Raw genomic sequence first — 16732 nt, forward strand, 5'->3', positions numbered from 1 at the left:
AACAGCTTGTCGGGAGTGCTGTCGCTGAGAGCAACTTAGAGGACGCGGAAACGCAGTTGGAATTAAGCGGGATCGCTTTGCGCGACGCTGAGCGAGAACTTTCAAACGCGACGATTCATGCTCCGTTCGACGCAATAGTTGCTGCATGTCTTGTACCGAACTTTTCAACGGTTTCTGCTGGCACTCCGGTGGTCCGTCTGAATGAAATGTCGGACCTTCGCATTGAAATCGATGTTCCCGAGCAGCTATTTCAGCGCGCTGGCCAAGACGCGAAGGTGGCGTTGTTCGCTGAATTTACCGCGAATGAAGAGCAGTGGCGGGCCGCAGTCGACGTTGGCACCACGTTGTTCCTGACGGTTCTGGGCACGCTGTTCTTTATGGTGCTGGGCTCAATCGAGATGGAGCGCATTTCCCTAGGTGTGTTGATTATCGCGATGGGGATGCTGGTGGATAACGCCATCGTTGTCTCAGAGGGCATGCAGATTGCCATGTACCGCGGCCGTAATTCAAGTGATGCGGCGACTGAGGCTGCAAAACCCAAATAGCTTTGCTTGGCGCTACGGTCATTGGGATTATGGCCTTTGCAAGCATTGGTCTTAGCCCAGACGCGACGGGTGAGTTCTAGTTCTCCCTGTTCGCGGTTATCGCGATCTCGCTTTTGCTGCCTTGGGTGCTTGGTATTACGGCGACGCCTCTGCTAGGCCATTTCCTGTTCAAGCAGGGCGATGATCTGCAAAGTGGTGGTTACGATGGGGCGTTGTTCCGCTTCTATTCCGCGGTCCTGCGGGCCTGTATCAAGCTGCGGTGGATTGTCATTGCGGCACTTATCGCGACCACAGCCGTTTGTTTCGTTATGTTCGGATCAATCAACCAACAGTTTTTTCCTGACTGCAACACGCCGCTTTATTTCGTCCACTACAAACTGCCGCAGGGTGCGTCTATTCATCAGACATCTGAGGATATGCAGGTTCTCGAAAGCTGGCTTTAAGAGCGTGAAGACGTCACTGCAACGACTGCTTACATGGGAATGGGTGCATCGCGGTTCATGCTGACATACGACAGCGAAGATCCGAACCCGGGGTATGGACACCTCATTGTGCGTGTCACTTCGCTCGGCGTGATCGACGAGGAAATGAACGCGCTTGAGGCCTATGCCTTGTCCGCCGTGCCTCAAGGTGAATTCCGGGTTAAACGCTTGGCCTTCGGCCCCGGCGGAGGTGCTCCGATTGCACGTCTCAGTGATACATCTGAAAATATCGTCGCCCCGCGTCACGACTGGCGTGAACGCGAGCTTGTGCTGCGTCCTGTATATGCCAAGGACCGTGCGCAAGATGCAGGTATTTCACGCTCCGATATCACGCAGACATTGCAGTTCGCCGTAGAGGGGCTTGCTTAAGGGACATTCCGCGAAGGGGATCGGCAACTTTCGATTACAGTTCGCGTGCCGTGGGACAGCGATCTGTCCCTAACGGACCATGTGATCTACTCTGCAAGTGGCGGCGGTTTTGTATCGATGGTGCAAGTAACAGACGGTTTCGTTCTTGAGCCTCAAGACACGTTGTTGCTGCGTCGAGACCGTGCAGATGTGATCACTGTTGGCGCGGATATCCCACGCGATATGACTGCGTCAGAAGTTCTGGCTGAGGTGCGTGATGTTATTGAAGAAATGGACCTTCCGAGTGGCTACACGAAGGAACGGGGTGGTGAGTTGGAAAGTTCGACCGATGCGCAAGCATCCCTAGCTAGTCAGCACCCGTTCAGTATCATCACCATGGTTCTGATTTCAGTTCTGTTGTTCAATGCGCCACGTCAGCCGATCATCATTTGGATGCTGATTCCGATGGCGGTCAATGGGGTTAGCCTTGGGCTGCTTGGCACTGGTTACCTTTACGGCGCTCCTTGGTCTTTTGTCGTTGTCGGGGATGTTGATTAAAAACGGGATTGTGTTGATCGAGGAAATAGATTTGACGCGCGAAGCACACCCGGAACAGAAATTGGTGGATTCTATTGTAGCTGCATCGATGTCGCGATTGCGGCCGGTGTTTTCGGCGGCGGCAACGACGATCCTTGGTATGCTACCACTCATCAGTGATGCGTTCTTCCCGTCGATGGCAATTACTATCATGGGCGGCTTGGCATTCGCATCGATCCTCACTTTGATCGCTGCGCCGGTGTTGTACTTCATTTTCTTCAAGCGATCCGATCAACTTGCGCGAAAGGTGACGGCAGGCACTTAGTTCAGGCTTGTGATTCAACGTCGCTTACGAAAACTAGCGCTAAACGCATTTATTTGAAGGGGTAACTTGTGGCGTCAATTGCGCCGAGAATGTCGCAACTCGACTCTGCACGCGTCGCATTTATTTGGTCTTCTTACATGTGAAACTCAAATTGGAACCACATTCTATGGCAAAGCCCAAAGCGCCAATGGACCACCGTTATTTGGATGGTGTCGCATTGAAGAAAAAGATCATTTCGGACGTCAAAGCATATGCGGACGGGTTTACGTCATTACCCCGCCTGGTTTCGATATTGATTGGGGATGTGCCAGAGGCTGCAGTCTATGTTCGTAACCAAGCACGTGGCGCTGAGCAGGCAGGGCTTCCGTTTGAACAGGTGAACTGGGCGGGCGACATAACCCAAGAGGAATGCAAGGCACGCATCCTAGAAATGAACGATGATCCGTCCGTTCTGGGTGTTATCCTGCAACGTCCAGTGCCTGCACATATCAATGTGCGAACGCTGCAGTCAGCCATTCACCCGTTGAAAGACGTTGAGGGTATGAACCCGGCGTCTATCGGGAACATCGTTTATTCTGATGTTGCTTTGGCGCCTTGTACGGCTGCGGCGAGCGTTGCGTTGATTAAAGAAACGGGGCTCGATCTTGAGGGGCTCGAGGTCGTTATGATTGGCCACTCCGAGATTGTCGGCAAACCTGCAGCGATGATGCTTATGGCTGAAGGGTGCACTGTAACGGTCTGTCATCATATGACGCGGTCTGTTCCGATGCACTCACGCCGTGCGGATGTTGTCGTGGTTGCGGTGGGCAAGGCGCATCTTGTTGGACCGGATATGATCAAACCCGGTGCAGCGGTGATTGATATCGGGATCAACCAGATTGAAGTCGATGGTGTGACTAAGATCGTCGGTGATGTGGACACGGATGCAGTGTTGGATGTGGCTGGATGGATCACACCTGTACCGGGTGGAGTCGGCCCTGTAACGGTGGCTATTTTGATGCGCAACGCAAAGGTTGCGCATGAACGTCAGATCGCCGCGGGTTGGCTCTAAAGTGCGAGAACACCAACACCAACAAAGGCAACGACACAGCCTGCCCATTGAGGAACGGTCATGCGTTCCTTGAGGAGTATCCACGCGAGAACAATCGTCACGAGGCCGAACATAGAAGACGTTACTGCGGCGATTTCAGGGGATGGTAATGCACCTGCGGACATTACGACGTAAAGCGCGACGCCATCCGCGATACCCATGGCAATTAACCACGGCAGTGCAGATTTTCCTGGCCAGAACGGTTTCTTGAACAACAGTAAAATAGCAATCACCAACGCCACTGCCATGATGCGAGTGACAAGGGTCGTGGAAAGCTCTCCGCTAAGGTCAGCAGCCATTTGACCAAGCGCGAAGGTCCCGGCAAAGCCGCATGCAGATATCAAAGAGAAAAGTACTGTGGGGCCGTAAGCGGGCACTTCATCGGGGTTGTCCTCGGACAAGGCCGCGACGAGGCCAACACCCACGACGATCGCCAATACGGCCACCCATTGCAGTGCGGTCGCTGTGGATCCTTGCAATGTGGCGAGCAGTACTGAGAGGATCGGGTAGCTTGCGATCAATGGGGCGACGAGCCGTACTGGGCCGCGTTCGAATGCGAAGTACAAGCCAAAGGTCGCAATCACAAAACAGAACCCGGCAGCAATAGAAGACCAGAAAGATCGGGGGGTAAGTGCGTGCACTTCTTGGGTGAACCCCATCAGTCCAAGGTGAAAAACCAATCCCGTAACCAGCACTATGAAAATGCAGCTTGTTAATGGTGTTTTTTGACTGAGGAAGCGTACGCAAATGTCATGAAACCCCCAGCACATTGCGGCGATCAACCCAAGGACGAGAGCGTTCATTGCGCGACTCGAGTAGGGGGAATCACGAAAGCCAGACAAATGTACAAGGAAGCTACTGAGTCGATCATGGCCCAGAAACTCCTTAGGGTCGTTATGACTGTATCGATGGCAGACACGACAAATAGGATCCAGTCAAGAAAAGTAATCTGAAGATTGCTCATGATGTCCGATTTTGTTTGCTGGAACGTGTGGTGTGTGTATTCTTTAGGTTAAATAAATATTCCGCTCATGCAACATGAGGTCAGGGAGGGACTATGTTAGACGATTATCCCAAGGTTCAATCGGGGCCGCCAAAACCAAGTTCGATCATTAGGCCGCAGGTGTTTTCAATGCCTCCGGGGACGGAACGCTATGTTGTCGAAGGGCAGGGTGCCGTTCTTATTCCGATTGAAACTGGCGATCAAATTACCATCGTCAATGATGAGGGCGGGCAACGGTGTGAGATTGTAGCTTGTGACCCTAAGGGCAAAGTGGATGCTGGCATAATTGGCGCAACGACCCATGGCGATGCGGGCGGATTGAAGGCGTTGTTGGATAGCGACAACCAGTCACTGCGTGGGTTGCGGATGGGATTGGATGCGCGTGGCATTGATGTGGCGACTGCGCAGGCGACCCATTTGTTCGAAGCGACGACACCAGCCAAGACCGAAGCCAGCTTTACCGCGTCCCGTGATGGATCCGTCATCATTGCAGCGCCAGCCGGTGTGATGGATTTTGAAAGCCAGAACACAGCGACTCCTTTAACAGTGATGATCAAACGCGCGGTGCTGAAGAGCCACGCGCGATTTGAACTGCCCGACCCATTGGCAGACCCCTTGGCCGACATTCGCGTGCACTCGCAAACGGCGGAAGCGTACTTCGTGAAGGCGGGTGACTACATTCAAATCCTCGACGTAGATGGGCGGCAGTGTACTGACTTTGAATGCTTTTCTGCGCGAAAGCTCGATAAAGGAATTGAGCATGCGTTGGATGTCACGACCACGCGAACGCTTATGGGGCATGCCTATCCGATGCCCGGCCTTCACGCGAAATATTACGATCAGGAAATGGTGCCTTTGGTCGAGGTGGTTCAGGACACTTGCGGGCGACATGATGCCTTCGCATTGGCCTGTTCAGCCAAGTATTATGACGATATCGGCTACCCCGGTCATGTGAACTGTTCTGAGAATTTTAACAAAGCGCTGGGCGAATTTGGCGTCACAGGCCGGCCCGGTTGGATGGCGATTAATTTCTTCTTCAACACGTTCCTCGATGAACATGGCGTCATGTATTCTGACGAACCGTGGTCCCGCCCAGGCGACTACGTTTTGCTGCGTGCGTTAACGGATATCGTTTGTGTCTCGAGCGCCTGTCCAGATGACACCACGGCCGCAAATGGCTGGAACCCTACCGACATTCACGTCCGCACATATAGCGGCAAAGAAACTTTTCAGCGGGCCGTTGCGATCCGCACGACCCCAGACTCGGAGCCGAAAATGACTAAACAAACTGGCTTCCACGATAGCTTTGCCAAGCACACGCGGAATTTCATTGAATACAAAGGGTATTGGTTGGCGAACTGTTTTGCCGCCGCTGGCCCGATCGAAGAGTATCATGCCTGCCGTGAGAAGGCCGTGATCATGGACCTCTCCCCTTTGCGTAAGTTTGAGATTACGGGTCCAGATGCCGAAGCACTGTGCCAATATGCGTTTACGCGCAACATGAAGACGCTGGCGATTGGTGGCGTTGTCTATACGGCGATGTGTTACGAACATGGCGGGATGATTGATGACGGAACCGTGTTCCGCCTTGGCAAAGACAACTTCCGCTGGATCGGTGGTGATGACTACGGTGGCGAATGGCTGCGCGAGTTGGCTGAAAAGCTCGGTCTTAAGGTGCTTGTCCGCTCATCTACTGACCAGTTGCACAACGTTGCAGTGCAGGGGCCAGAAAGCCGTGATTTGTTGCGTAAAATCACATGGACCGCACCGCATAACCCAGAGTTCGACCAACTGGATTGGTTCCGCTTTACGCCTGCACGTTTGCACAACGAAAGTGGCACGCCATTTGTGTTGTCGCGCACAGGTTATACAGGCGAACTCGGGTACGAGGTTATGTGTCATCCCAAGGATTGCCCCGAGATTTTCGATGCCATTTGGGAAGCAGGGCAAGACCACGGACTTAAGCCGATGGGGCTTGAGGCGTTGGACATGGTACGTGTCGAGGCGGGATTGATCTTCGCAGGATATGATTTCAGCGACCAAACTGATCCGTTCGAAGCAGGCATCGGGTTTACTTGCCCGCTAAAGTCCAAGACCGATGATTTCATTGGGCGGGATGCGTTGATCCGGCGCAAAGAGAACCCGATGAAAAAGCTTGTTGGGCTTGAGATCGACAGTAACGTGGATGTAGGCCATGGTGACTGCATCCACATTGGGCGGGCGCAGATTGGCGAAGTTACGTCAGCTATGCGGTCCCCGTTGTTGAAAAAGAACATCGCACTGGCCCGAATTGATGTGGCCCATGCAGATGTCGGAACGGAGGTTGAAATCGGGAAACTTGATGGGCATCAAATGCGCCTTCCAGCCAAGATCGCCGAAACCTTGGCTGCCTATGACCCGAAAAAGGAAAAGCCGCGTTCGTGATGCGGTTGGAAATCGCTGCGGAGTGAGCAGATGACAGCGCTTGATGATCTTGGAGGAGAAGCGCCCCTTAGAGCGCTCGTAGAAACATTTTATGATCTGGTTGAGACGTTGCCAGAAGGGTCAAACCTGCGCCGCTTGCACAGCCGTGGTCATGGCATCGACAACGCGCGCGTAGAGCAGTTCAATTTCCTATCGGGCTTTATGGGTGGGCGTCACTACTACAAAGAAAAGCACGGACATATGGATGTGAAGCTGATGCATGCGCATGTTCCAATTCGTCTGGCTGATGCTGAAAACTGGTTGCACTGCATGAACAAAGCCTTGGACGATGAAGGGCACGTTGGGCCGCATGTGGAAAAGCTAAAACAGGTGTTCGCTCGGGTTGCGACGATACTCATCAATAATGTGCCCGATTGGGAAGATGACCTTGATCGAACGGTGCCAGATACCTAATCAGTTTGGTTGGCCAGTCGCCCATAAAAAATGCAAGGGCGCGTTGCCGCGAACCCTTGCACTCGATCGTGTATTTTTGACGCTAGTTTTGCAGGTAAACTTCTAGACTGTCGTCCAGCGCGTCTTTCCAAGGCGTGTGGTGTTTCGGCGCCATGGTGCCCGTCAGAACAGATTTATGACCATGGTTGCGGAAGGTCATAATGCCCTTCTTCTTGTTGGCCTTCCACTCCTTGAACGCCATGCATGCGCCTTCGACGTCGAATGTTGGGTAGTCGGTCTCTTCGATCAGTTCTTTGATGTAATCACCCTGATACCAGATCGCGTCGTAGTCGTCCTCACCCGCGTCTTCACGCGCAATGCGGTCCTCTACGTCTGCTTTCATGGCTGCGCGATCGGGGATACCGATGCGACCCATGATGACGTCGCGCGCCCACCATGCTTGGGCATCAAACATGTTGAAAGTGAACCACTGATCCTGCATCCCAATGTAGAACAAATCAGGGTTATCCACCCAAGCGACCCCTTTATATAGATCAGCGGTTGCCAAGCGGTTCGCGGTGCGTAGGCGCAGCTTTTCTTCCATGAACGGGAAATGATGCTGATAGCCGGTGCACAAAATAATCGCGTCGACTTCACGGCTGGTTCCGTCTTTGAAGTGCGCGGTCTTGCCATCCATGTGCGTCAACAGCGGTACCTCGGCCCAATTGTCTGGCCAGTCAAAACCCATCGCTGCGGTGCGGTGGCTAACGGTGATAGATTTCGCGCCGTATTTCCAACACTGGGAACCGATGTCTTCTGCAGAGTAGGATGTGCCAATGATTAGAACGTCTTGGTCTTTGAACTCAACCGCATCGCGGAAATCATGCGCGTGCAGAACGCGGCCCGGGAATTTATCGAACCCTTCAAAGTGTGGCACGTTGGGAGTGCTAAAGTGGCCTGAGCAAACGATCACGTGGTCAAACGTTTCGGTCGAGACGCTGTCGTTCGGGAGGTCTTTGACGGTGACATGGAAGTGTCCGTCATCAAATGTAACGTTCTTTACAGAGTGGCTGAACTTGATCCAATCACGCACGTTTGCCCGCTTAACGCGGCCTTCGATGTAGTCGAACAAAACCGCACGCGGCGGGTAGGATGCGATTTGTTTGCCGAAGTGTTCTTCAAACGAATAATCGGCGAATTCCAACCCTTCTTTCGGGCCATTGGACCAGAGGTAGCGATACATCGATCCGTGTACCGGTTCACCATATTCATCGAGACCTGTACGCCATGTGTAGTTCCACAGACCGCCCCAGTCGGATTGTTTTTCGTAGCAAACAATTTCAGGAATCTCTGCGCCCTTGGCGGCAGCGGATTGAAAAGCGCGCAGTTGTGCAAGACCAGATGGGCCGGCGCCGATAATTGCAATTCGTTTGGTCATTTTCTAATCTCTCTCCTTAAATTCGCGGGTTGTCTGATTCGACCCAAGTGCGCCTTTAAAGTCAACAAATTTTCCTTACAGTAAAATCAAATATCCCGAGACTCGCGCATAAACTGGGACGCACGAGGGCGTTGGGCCGAAATGAGGATGCAAAGATGAACAAACCACATTTTACTTTTTGGGTAGCGGCGGCAGCAGGGCTGCTTTGGAACCTTGCGGGGTGCATGAATTTCATCATGCAAACGAATCCGGAGACCGTGGCGCAGATGCCAGACGTCTATCAACTCGTGATCAACGGCAGGCCAGCATGGGCGACCGTGGCATTCATGGTCGCTGTGTTTGGGGGCGCCGTGGGTTGCATCTTGTTGCTCTTACGACGCTCAGAAGCAGTCTTGATTCTGTTGGTGTCGTTGTTGAGCGTTCTTGGGACGGCATTCTTTACAGTGAAGGTCGTTGGCTTTGTCGCGTCTTTGGCGATGTCGGTTCTCGTTGCAGGCGCATTGTATTGGTACGCCAATCTCGCGCGGCGATTTGGTTGGCTGTACTGAAACGAAAAACCGCGCCTCCAATTGGGGCGCGGAATAATTGGTTTGAGGGTGGACTTAGATGTCCAAGGTGTTGGCTTTTTCCCAGTCCGAGAAGTGACCGCAGAAGTCGTTCCATTCCTGCATTTTCATCTTCAAGTAAGCTGCTGAGAACTCTTCGCCCATCGCCGCTTTGAGGCCTTTGTCTTTGTCGTATTCACGCAGCGCGTCGAGCATGTTCAATGGCAACTTCGGGGCGCCACGAACCTTATGGCCTTCCGCGTACATATCAATGTCGTGGCGTTTGCCTGGATCGGCTTTGGAACGCACACCAGATAAGCCCGCAGCGATGATAATCGCTTGCAGCAGATACGGGTTAACCGCGCCATCAGGCAGGCGAAGCTCAAAACGACCAGGGCCCGGGACGCGCACCATGTGCGTGCGGTTGTTGCCTGTCCAAGTGACAGTATTCGGGGCCCATGTTGCACCTGACGTCGTGCGTGGCGCGTTGATCCGTTTGTAGCTGTTTACCGTTGGGTTGGTGATCGCAGCCAAGGCCGATGCGTGCTTCATGATTCCGCCGAGGAAGTGGCGACCCTTCTCAGACAGACCCAGCTCTGCGGTTTGGGAGCTGTCATTGGCCTCCATCGCGAAAACGTTGGTTTTTGCGTCCTTACCAGGTGCATCCCAAACAGAGATGTGTGCGTGGCAGCCGTTGCCAGTAAGACCTTCAACAGGCTTTGGCATAAATGTTGCGCGGTAGCCGTGCTTTTCGGCGACGCATTTGGTCATGAACTTGAAGAAGGAATGCTTGTCGGCCGTGGCCAAAGCATCATCAAAGTCCCAATTCATCTCCCACTGGCCGTTCGCGTCTTCGTGGTCGTTCTGATACGCGCCCCAACCGAGTTCGAGCATGTAGTCGCTGATCTCGCGGATTACATCAAGACGACGCATGAATGCCTGCTGGTCATAACATGGTTTGGCAGCAGTATCGAATTCGTCTGAAATCTGATCACCCGCGGGTGTCAGAAGGAAGAACTCGGCCTCGATGCCGGTCTTAATGTGCATTCCCTCTTCGGCGGCTTCCGCGATCAATTTTCGTAGTACGTTACGCGGTGCCTGCTCGACGTCTTTGTTTTCCATCACACAGTTGCCGGGCACCCAAGCGATCTCTTTGTTCCATGGCAGGATGATTGCGGCATCAGGGTCTGGTACTGCCAACATGTCAGGGTGCGCCGGTGTCAGATCAAGCCATGTGGCAAACCCTGCAAACCCTGCTCCGTCTTCTTGCATATCTGCAATCGCGCGGGCTGGTACCAGTTTTGCGCGTTGTCCACCGAATAGATCGGTAAATGAAATCATGAAGTATTTGATGCTGTTTTCTTCAGCAAATCTGGCGAGGTCTCTGGCCATGGTGATGTTCCCTATCTTGGTAGAATTGGGGCGCGATCTGTTGCCAGCCGCGCCCTCGTTTTGTCGATCAGTATGATGTGTTTGGCTTGCCCGGATACCAGTCAGTTCCTGCCAGTGGCACTTTGGCCATCGCCGCAGCTTCCATTGTCAGGGCAACCAGATCTTCAGGCTCAAGGTTGTGGAGATGATTTTTACCACAAGCTCGTGCAATCGTTTGCGCCTCAAGTGTCATAACCTTGAGGTAGTTGCTCAGGCGGCGACCACCTTCAATCGGGTCAAAGCGCTTCATTAGTTCAGGGTCTTGCGTCGTGATGCCTGCGGGGTCTTGGCCTTCGTGCCAGTCGTCATAAGCACCAGCCGTTGTTCCAAGCTCGTTGTATTCTTTTTCCCACTTCGGGTCATTGTCCCCGAGCGCGATCAAAGCTGCGGTTCCGATTGCAACGGCATCCGCACCAAGCGCCATCGCCTTCGCGACGTCTGCACCAGACCGAATACCGCCAGACAAGATGAGCTGTACCTTGCGGTGCATGCCGAGGTCTTGGAGGGCTTGAACCGCTGGTCGCACAATCGCGAGCGTTGGCTGACCAACGTGTTCGATGAACACATCTTGGGTCGCGGCTGTGCCGCCTTGCATGCCGTCCAGAACGACAGCATCGGCACCCGCTTTGATGGCAAGAGTCGTGTCATAGTAAGGACGAGCGCCCGCAACTTTGACGTAGATTGGCACTTTCCAACCTGTGATTTCGCGCAGTTCTAGGATTTTAATTTCCAGATCGTCCGGGCCCGTCCAATCGGGGTGACGACAGGCGGAACGCTGGTCGATGCCTTTGGGCAAGTTACGCATTTCCGCCACACGGTCGCTGATCTTCTGGCCAAGCAGCATACCGCCGCCTCCAGGTTTCGCGCCTTGGCCGACAACGATTTCAATAGCGTCGGCCTTGCGCAGATCATCAGGGTTCATGCCGTATCGGGACGGCAGGTATTGATAAACGAGCTTGTTAGAATGACCGCGTTCTTCGGGTGTCATGCCGCCATCACCCGTCGTCGTGGAGGTTCCTGCGGCAGATGCGCCGCGCCCCAACGCTTCCTTCGCTGGGCCGGAAAGGGCACCGAATGACATGCCTGCAATTGTAATCGGAATGTCGAGCTCAATCGGGTTGGAGGCGTTCAAACCACCAATAGTCACGTTGGTTTCGCACTTCTCGCGGTAGCCTTCCAACGGGTAGCGAGAAATGGAAGCGCCCATAAACAACAGGTCGTCAAAAGACGGTACTTTGCGTTTCGCACCACCGCCGCGGATGTCATAAATGCCCGTCGCAGCAGCGCGGCGGATATCGGAATTGATATCTTGGGTGAACGTCGCAGATTGGCGCGGCGTTGTGTGGGGGATACCCTTGGAATCGTGTTTGTTCATCTTCGGGTTTCCTTAGTAAGCGCCAGCATTATCGACGTCGAAGTTATAAAGCGTACGGGCAGAACCGTAGCGCGTGAAGTTATTTGGATCAGCGTCGATTCCTGCTTCGTCCAGCAAGCCCTGAAGAAGGGTCAGGTGTTCGTCACGCATCTCTTTCCTCTCACAGTCAGCACCGAGAGATTTGACGCTACCTTGAACGAAGAACTGTGCTTCGTAACAGCTGTCGCCCAATGCATCGCCCGCGTCACCGCAGACAACAAGGTTCCCGGACTGCCCCATGAACGCGGACATGTGGCCGATATTGCCTTGAACGACGATGTTCACGCCTTTCATGGAAATGCCACAACGCGAGGATGCGTTTCCTTTGACGACAATCAAGCCACCATGACCTGTTGCACCGAGATACTGGCTCGCGTCACCTTCGATGACGATCTTTCCGGACATGATGTTTTCACCAGTCCCGGGGCCGGCTGAACCCTGAATATTAACAGTCGCTTGTTGGTTCATGCCGGCACAGTAGTACCCAGTGGATCCTTTGACCGTCACCTCAATCGGGGCATTCAGACCACAGGCAATCGCATGACTACCGCGCGGGTTTACGATTTCCCATTCGGTTTGGTTGGTGTTGTCGGCTTGCGCGTGCAAGGTTTGGTTGGTCTCGCGTAGACCAACTTCTGTTAGATCGATTGTTTGCATCTTAAGCGGCCTTTTCGGTCGATGTTGGGGCGTCGTTGTGGCTCCAGAAGTAGACGGTCGCAGGTTCGGGTTCCCAGACACGGGCGTCTTCAATTCCGGGTAGATCAACCAAGGCGCGGTATTCTGATCCGAACGCCACATACTGATCTGTTTCAGCCATTACTGCTGGTTTGCATGCAATTGGGTCGCGCACGACGCCAAAGCCGTCTTTGGTTCCGACAACAAAAGTGAAGAACCCATCAAGGTCATTAAGACTGCTCTCAAGGGCTTCGCCCAATGTCGCACCATTCTGCATCTGCCATGTCAGGTAGGCAGCACCGACTTCGGTGTCATTTTCGGTTTCGATGTGGATGCCTTCGCGGCGTAGGCGACGGCGCAACGAGTTGTGATTGGACAACGAACCGTTGTGCACGAGGCATTGATCGTCTCCGGTGTTGAACGGGTGCGCGCCCATTGTTGTCACGGCGGATTCGGTGGCCATACGTGTGTGCCCAATCCCGTGGGACCCAGACATTGAGGAGATATCAAATCGCGCTGCGACGTCTTTTGGGAGGCCGACTTCTTTGAAAATCTCTAGCGAGTCGCCGCAGCTCATTACACGTAAACCGCAATTCATTTCTTCGAGGGCAGCACGTGCCGCTGAGGTTGTTCCCTCCGGGATATCAAGGATCGCATGGGTGCTTTTCACGGACATCTTCACGGTCCCGCCGATCGCTTTCCCGAGCGCCTTGTCGAGCCCGTCGAACGCGTTTTCGGGGTCATCGGATTGCACTGTCATCTTTGTGCGTCCCTTTGATTCTCCGCTATAAATTGCGATGCCAGCACTGTCCGGACCACGGTCCGTCATCGTGATGAGCATAGAGGTCAACATCTCACCCAGCTTTGGCTCAAGTGACTTGTCTTTAAGGAACAACCCTACAATTCCGCACATGATTTTTTCTCCGACTCAGTGCGACCGAAATGAGCCGCACACTTTCGTCAAAAGCTTTCACCAAAAAAAATCAAAACTCAACCGTGAGGAAACTTTTTTTCACATAAGGCAAAAAAGACTAGGCGGATGCGACATTTCGTGCTTTTTTTCCGACAAGGCTCGTCTGCAAAACGGCGGAGCTTTGTCTATGCAAGCAAAAGGGGACAAACTGTGGAAGAGCAATTAGCCGAGCTGGCCGCTCAAGTCGCGGCACTGGAAGCCGCAAGTGGAGGTAGTGTGACGAACACTATGTTCGCAGAAACGTTCTATTACCTTACCATTCCATTGATGATCATCATTCATGCTGGCTTCCTGGCCTACGAAATGGGCGCGTCACGACTAAAGAATGTCCTGAGTTCTGGTGTTAAGAATATTCTCGCTTTCGCGTTTATGATCCCAACTTTCTACTTCTTTGGTTGGTGGGTTTATTGGGGCTTTCCAACAGGTATCCCTGGCGCTCCGGGGCCGGCAGGTATCTCTGGCATTGAATATGCCAACGCGATCGCGCTCGGTTGGGGTGACGGTGCCCAATACATGGGGCCAAACATTGCTGACAACGCATCCGGCGTGTTCTTTGGCGCATTCGCATTGTTTGCCGCGACCACTGCATCGATTATGTCGGGTGCTGTGATTGAGCGGATCCAAACCGTTGGCTTTATCATCCTCGCTATTGTGCTCGGCTCGTTCGCTTGGGTCGTTGCTGCGGCTTGGGGTTGGCATGCTGATGGCTGGTTGGTGACGAACTTTGGTGTGCATGACTATGGTGCAGCGGGACTTGTTCACGCGGTCGCCGGTTTCTTCGCATTGGGTGTGTTGATCAACCTTGGGCCACGGATCGGCAAGTTCAACGCCGACGGGTCTGCAAACCACATTCCAGGACACAACATGCCGCTAACGGTTGTTGGCTTGATGCTGATTATTGTCGGTTTCTGGGGCTTCTTGATGGCTTGTGTGATTGTGCCGGGCGAAGCTTGGAGCTGGTTTGGCGACAAGATGTCGACGATCTACGGCACACCTATCACGCTTTCGGCGCTGTCCTTTAACATCCTGATGGGGATTGCGGGCGGTATCATCGGTTCTTGGTTGTTCACACGTGATCCGTTCTGGATGATGTCGGGCGCTCTGGCTGGTATCATTTCTACAGCCTCTGGTCTGGATATCTACTTCCCAGCACATGCGTTCATCATCGCGTTCTCTGCGGGTCTGATCCTGAAGCCTTGCGCGGATTGGTTGGAAAATCGCGGTATCGATGATGCGGTTGGCGCTGTCACAGTGCACGGCACGATCGGCCTTTACGGTGTCGTGATGCTGGGCATCTGGGGCGCGGGTTATCCGGCGCTGCAAGGCGCAGCTGGTGAAGTTCCAACAGTTAGCCTGATGGGGCAGATCATCGGTGCGGTTGTGTTCTTCTTGCTAGGTTTCGTGCCGGGCTATGTGGTGTCTTACATCCTCAAGATGTTCGGCATGCTGCGTATCCGTGAAGGTGCGGAACTTGCGGGTATGGATCTCGTGAAGGTTCCTGCTGCGGGCTATCCGGAATGGGGCGGCGACGCACCTGTTACACCTGCTCATCCAGCTGAATAACATTAGAAAAGGAGAAACTTATGTTGTTTCCGTATGAAGAAGCGAGTTGGTCGGCCGTTGATGGCGCCATGTTTATGGGGTGGGGCACGTCCTTACCGGGCCTTACGACAGCTATAGCGATGGCGATTTGTGTTGTTGTGCTGGTTATCGGTCAACGATCTGAAACCGCGAAAGCCAAGGCGTTCGATAAGCTATAGATCGAATATACAAACGAATGAGAGGGCCGCCAGTTTGGTGGCCCTTTTTGCATAAAATTGCCTGACAGTAAAAAAAGTTGCATAGGAATGTTGCTTTTTCGGGCACTGTGGGGCTGAATACTTATGAATACAAAAGACTCGCAAATAGGGAATATGCACATGGCCATTCTATGGAGAGCCTCAGCGCTCGCGCACCGACACGCCGAAATCGGCGGAGAACTTGAGGACTGGAACGGGATGGGCACCGCTTGGTTTTATGACCACACGCCTGAGCGCGCCAAAGCTGACTATGAAGCGATCCGCACCAAGTCGGGTCTTATGGATGTTTCCGGTCTGAAGAAAGTTCATGTTGTGGGCGCAGATGCCGCCTATGTCATCGACCGTGTAACCACCCGCAATGTTGAGAAGATTGCGCCGGGCCGCTCGACCTATGCGTCCATCCTTAACTCTGAAGGTAAGTTTATTGATGATTGCATCATCTACCACATTGCCGTGAATTCGTGGCTTGTGGTGCATGGTACAGGAACCGGCATGGAGCAGTTGGCGTCCGTTGCCGCGGGTAAGAACTGCGAAATCCTGTTTGATGATGATCTACATGACATGTCGCTTCAGGGGCCAAAGTCGGTAGATATCCTTGCAAAGGAAATTCCGGCAATCCGTGATTTGGCTTACTTTGGGTTGATGCAAACGCGCCTGTATGGCCGTGACGTGATGATTTCGCGGACGGGTTACACGGGTGAGCGCGGATATGAGATATTCTGCCGTGCTAAAGATGCCGTACATATCTGGGACAGTGTTCTTGCGGCTGGTGGCGACGATGTCCGCCCGACTCAATTCAGCACGCTCGATATGCTTCGAATCGAAAGCTACCTGCTGTTCTACCCCGGCGATAACTCCGAAACCTTCCCGTTTGATGATGAAACCTGCGGCGATACGCTGTGGGAACTTGGTCTCGACTTTACTGTGTCGCCTGACAAAGAAGGCTTTATCGGTGCGGAAAACCATTATGCGTCCAAAGGCAAAGAGCGCTTCAAGATCTTTGGTGTGAAACTGTCAGACAGTATGGATCAGATGGAAATGTTCGCGCGCGTTATGTCGGGTGGCAAAGACGTGGGGGTCATTACCTATGGTCTGTCGTCTGAACTGAACAAGTATTCTGTTGCGATTGCACGACTTGATCCTTCGGTCGCCAAAGCAGGCACCAAGCTAACGGTTGTGCAGCCTGATGGGACGGAGCTCGCGGCAACGGCGGAAGAGATGCCGTTCTATGATCAAGATAAATCAATCCGCACTGCAAAAGGCTGATCTAA

The 16732-nt window shown here is 53.3% G+C and carries 13 protein-coding genes and 1 pseudogene; 8 read left to right on the forward strand and 6 right to left on the reverse strand.

Features of this window, described 5'->3' with window-relative positions; translation table 11 throughout:
- Positions 1-314: 314 nt before the first annotated feature.
- Both OCA8868_RS13580 and OCA8868_RS13585 read left to right on the forward strand, forming a co-directional pair.
- Positions 315-2237, forward strand: a pseudogene (locus tag OCA8868_RS13580) (efflux RND transporter permease subunit); the annotation flags it as partial.
- A 166-nt stretch (positions 2238-2403) separates the two neighbouring features.
- Positions 2404-3288 carry a bifunctional 5,10-methylenetetrahydrofolate dehydrogenase/5,10-methenyltetrahydrofolate cyclohydrolase gene (locus OCA8868_RS13585; protein WP_093997106.1) on the forward strand — a complete coding sequence of 295 codons (885 nt, stop codon included), beginning with the start codon at positions 2404-2406 and terminating at the stop codon, positions 3286-3288.
- On the opposite strand, the gene OCA8868_RS13590 is transcribed toward OCA8868_RS13585, so the two are convergent.
- Positions 3285-4130: a DMT family transporter gene (locus OCA8868_RS13590; protein ID WP_093997107.1), complete on the reverse strand. Its 846-nt coding sequence runs from the start codon at positions 4128-4130 to the stop codon at positions 3285-3287. The two genes, OCA8868_RS13585 and OCA8868_RS13590, sit on opposite strands and share 4 nt — an antisense overlap.
- Before the next feature lie 254 nt (positions 4131-4384).
- On the opposite strand from OCA8868_RS13590, the gene OCA8868_RS13595 reads away from it, so the two are divergent.
- Both OCA8868_RS13595 and OCA8868_RS13600 read left to right on the forward strand, forming a co-directional pair.
- Positions 4385-6754 carry a trimethylamine N-oxide demethylase gene (locus OCA8868_RS13595; RefSeq protein WP_093997108.1) on the forward strand — a complete coding sequence of 790 codons (2370 nt, stop codon included), beginning with the start codon at positions 4385-4387 and terminating at the stop codon, positions 6752-6754.
- 30 nt (positions 6755-6784) lie between these two features.
- The gene (locus OCA8868_RS13600) at positions 6785-7207 is read left to right on the forward strand and encodes a group II truncated hemoglobin (protein ID WP_093997109.1); all 423 of its coding nucleotides are present in this window, start codon (positions 6785-6787) and stop codon (positions 7205-7207) included.
- 82 nt (positions 7208-7289) lie between these two features.
- Here the strand turns inward: OCA8868_RS13600 and OCA8868_RS13605 are convergent, their stop codons facing one another.
- A complete protein-coding gene (locus OCA8868_RS13605) occupies positions 7290-8624 on the reverse strand; it encodes a trimethylamine monooxygenase (protein ID WP_093997110.1) in 1335 nt (444 codons plus the stop codon).
- Positions 8625-8779: 155 nt separating this feature from the next.
- On the opposite strand from OCA8868_RS13605, the gene OCA8868_RS13610 reads away from it, so the two are divergent.
- Positions 8780-9172, forward strand: a complete 393-nt coding sequence (locus OCA8868_RS13610; RefSeq protein WP_093997111.1) for a hypothetical protein — start codon at positions 8780-8782, stop codon at positions 9170-9172.
- Between the two features lie 54 nt (positions 9173-9226).
- On the opposite strand, the gene glnT is transcribed toward OCA8868_RS13610, so the two are convergent.
- The 4 genes from glnT to OCA8868_RS13630 all read right to left on the reverse strand — a co-directional run bounded on the left by glnT (position 9227) and on the right by OCA8868_RS13630 (position 13602).
- Positions 9227-10561, reverse strand: a complete 1335-nt coding sequence (gene glnT / locus OCA8868_RS13615) for a type III glutamate--ammonia ligase (RefSeq protein ID WP_093997112.1) — start codon at positions 10559-10561, stop codon at positions 9227-9229.
- 67 nt (positions 10562-10628) lie between these two features.
- Positions 10629-11975 carry an FMN-binding glutamate synthase family protein gene (locus OCA8868_RS13620; RefSeq protein WP_093997113.1) on the reverse strand — a complete coding sequence of 449 codons (1347 nt, stop codon included), beginning with the start codon at positions 11973-11975 and terminating at the stop codon, positions 10629-10631.
- Between the two features lie 12 nt (positions 11976-11987).
- On the reverse strand, positions 11988-12671 hold the full coding sequence (locus OCA8868_RS13625) for a GltB/FmdC/FwdC-like GXGXG domain-containing protein (protein WP_093997114.1): 684 nt from the start codon (positions 12669-12671) through the stop codon (positions 11988-11990).
- A 1-nt stretch (position 12672) separates the two neighbouring features.
- A complete protein-coding gene (locus OCA8868_RS13630) occupies positions 12673-13602 on the reverse strand; it encodes a class II glutamine amidotransferase (RefSeq protein ID WP_093997115.1) in 930 nt (309 codons plus the stop codon).
- 210 nt (positions 13603-13812) lie between these two features.
- Here OCA8868_RS13630 and OCA8868_RS13640 point away from each other — a divergent pair, with 210 nt between their 5' ends.
- The 3 genes from OCA8868_RS13640 (at position 13813) to OCA8868_RS13645 (ending at position 16727) form a co-directional block, all read left to right on the forward strand.
- Positions 13813-15225, forward strand: coding sequence for an ammonium transporter (locus OCA8868_RS13640; protein ID WP_093997117.1), 1413 nt, complete (start codon positions 13813-13815; stop codon positions 15223-15225).
- A 20-nt stretch (positions 15226-15245) separates the two neighbouring features.
- A complete protein-coding gene (locus OCA8868_RS16700) occupies positions 15246-15422 on the forward strand; it encodes a hypothetical protein (protein WP_179214852.1) in 177 nt (58 codons plus the stop codon).
- A gap of 159 nt (positions 15423-15581) precedes the next feature.
- Positions 15582-16727, forward strand: coding sequence for an aminomethyl transferase family protein (locus tag OCA8868_RS13645; RefSeq protein ID WP_093997118.1), 1146 nt, complete (start codon positions 15582-15584; stop codon positions 16725-16727).
- Positions 16728-16732: the final 5 nt, after the last annotated feature.

The sequence above is a fragment of the Octadecabacter ascidiaceicola genome (assembly GCF_900185015.1).
In the GTDB taxonomy this organism is placed as follows: domain Bacteria; phylum Pseudomonadota; class Alphaproteobacteria; order Rhodobacterales; family Rhodobacteraceae; genus Octadecabacter; species Octadecabacter ascidiaceicola.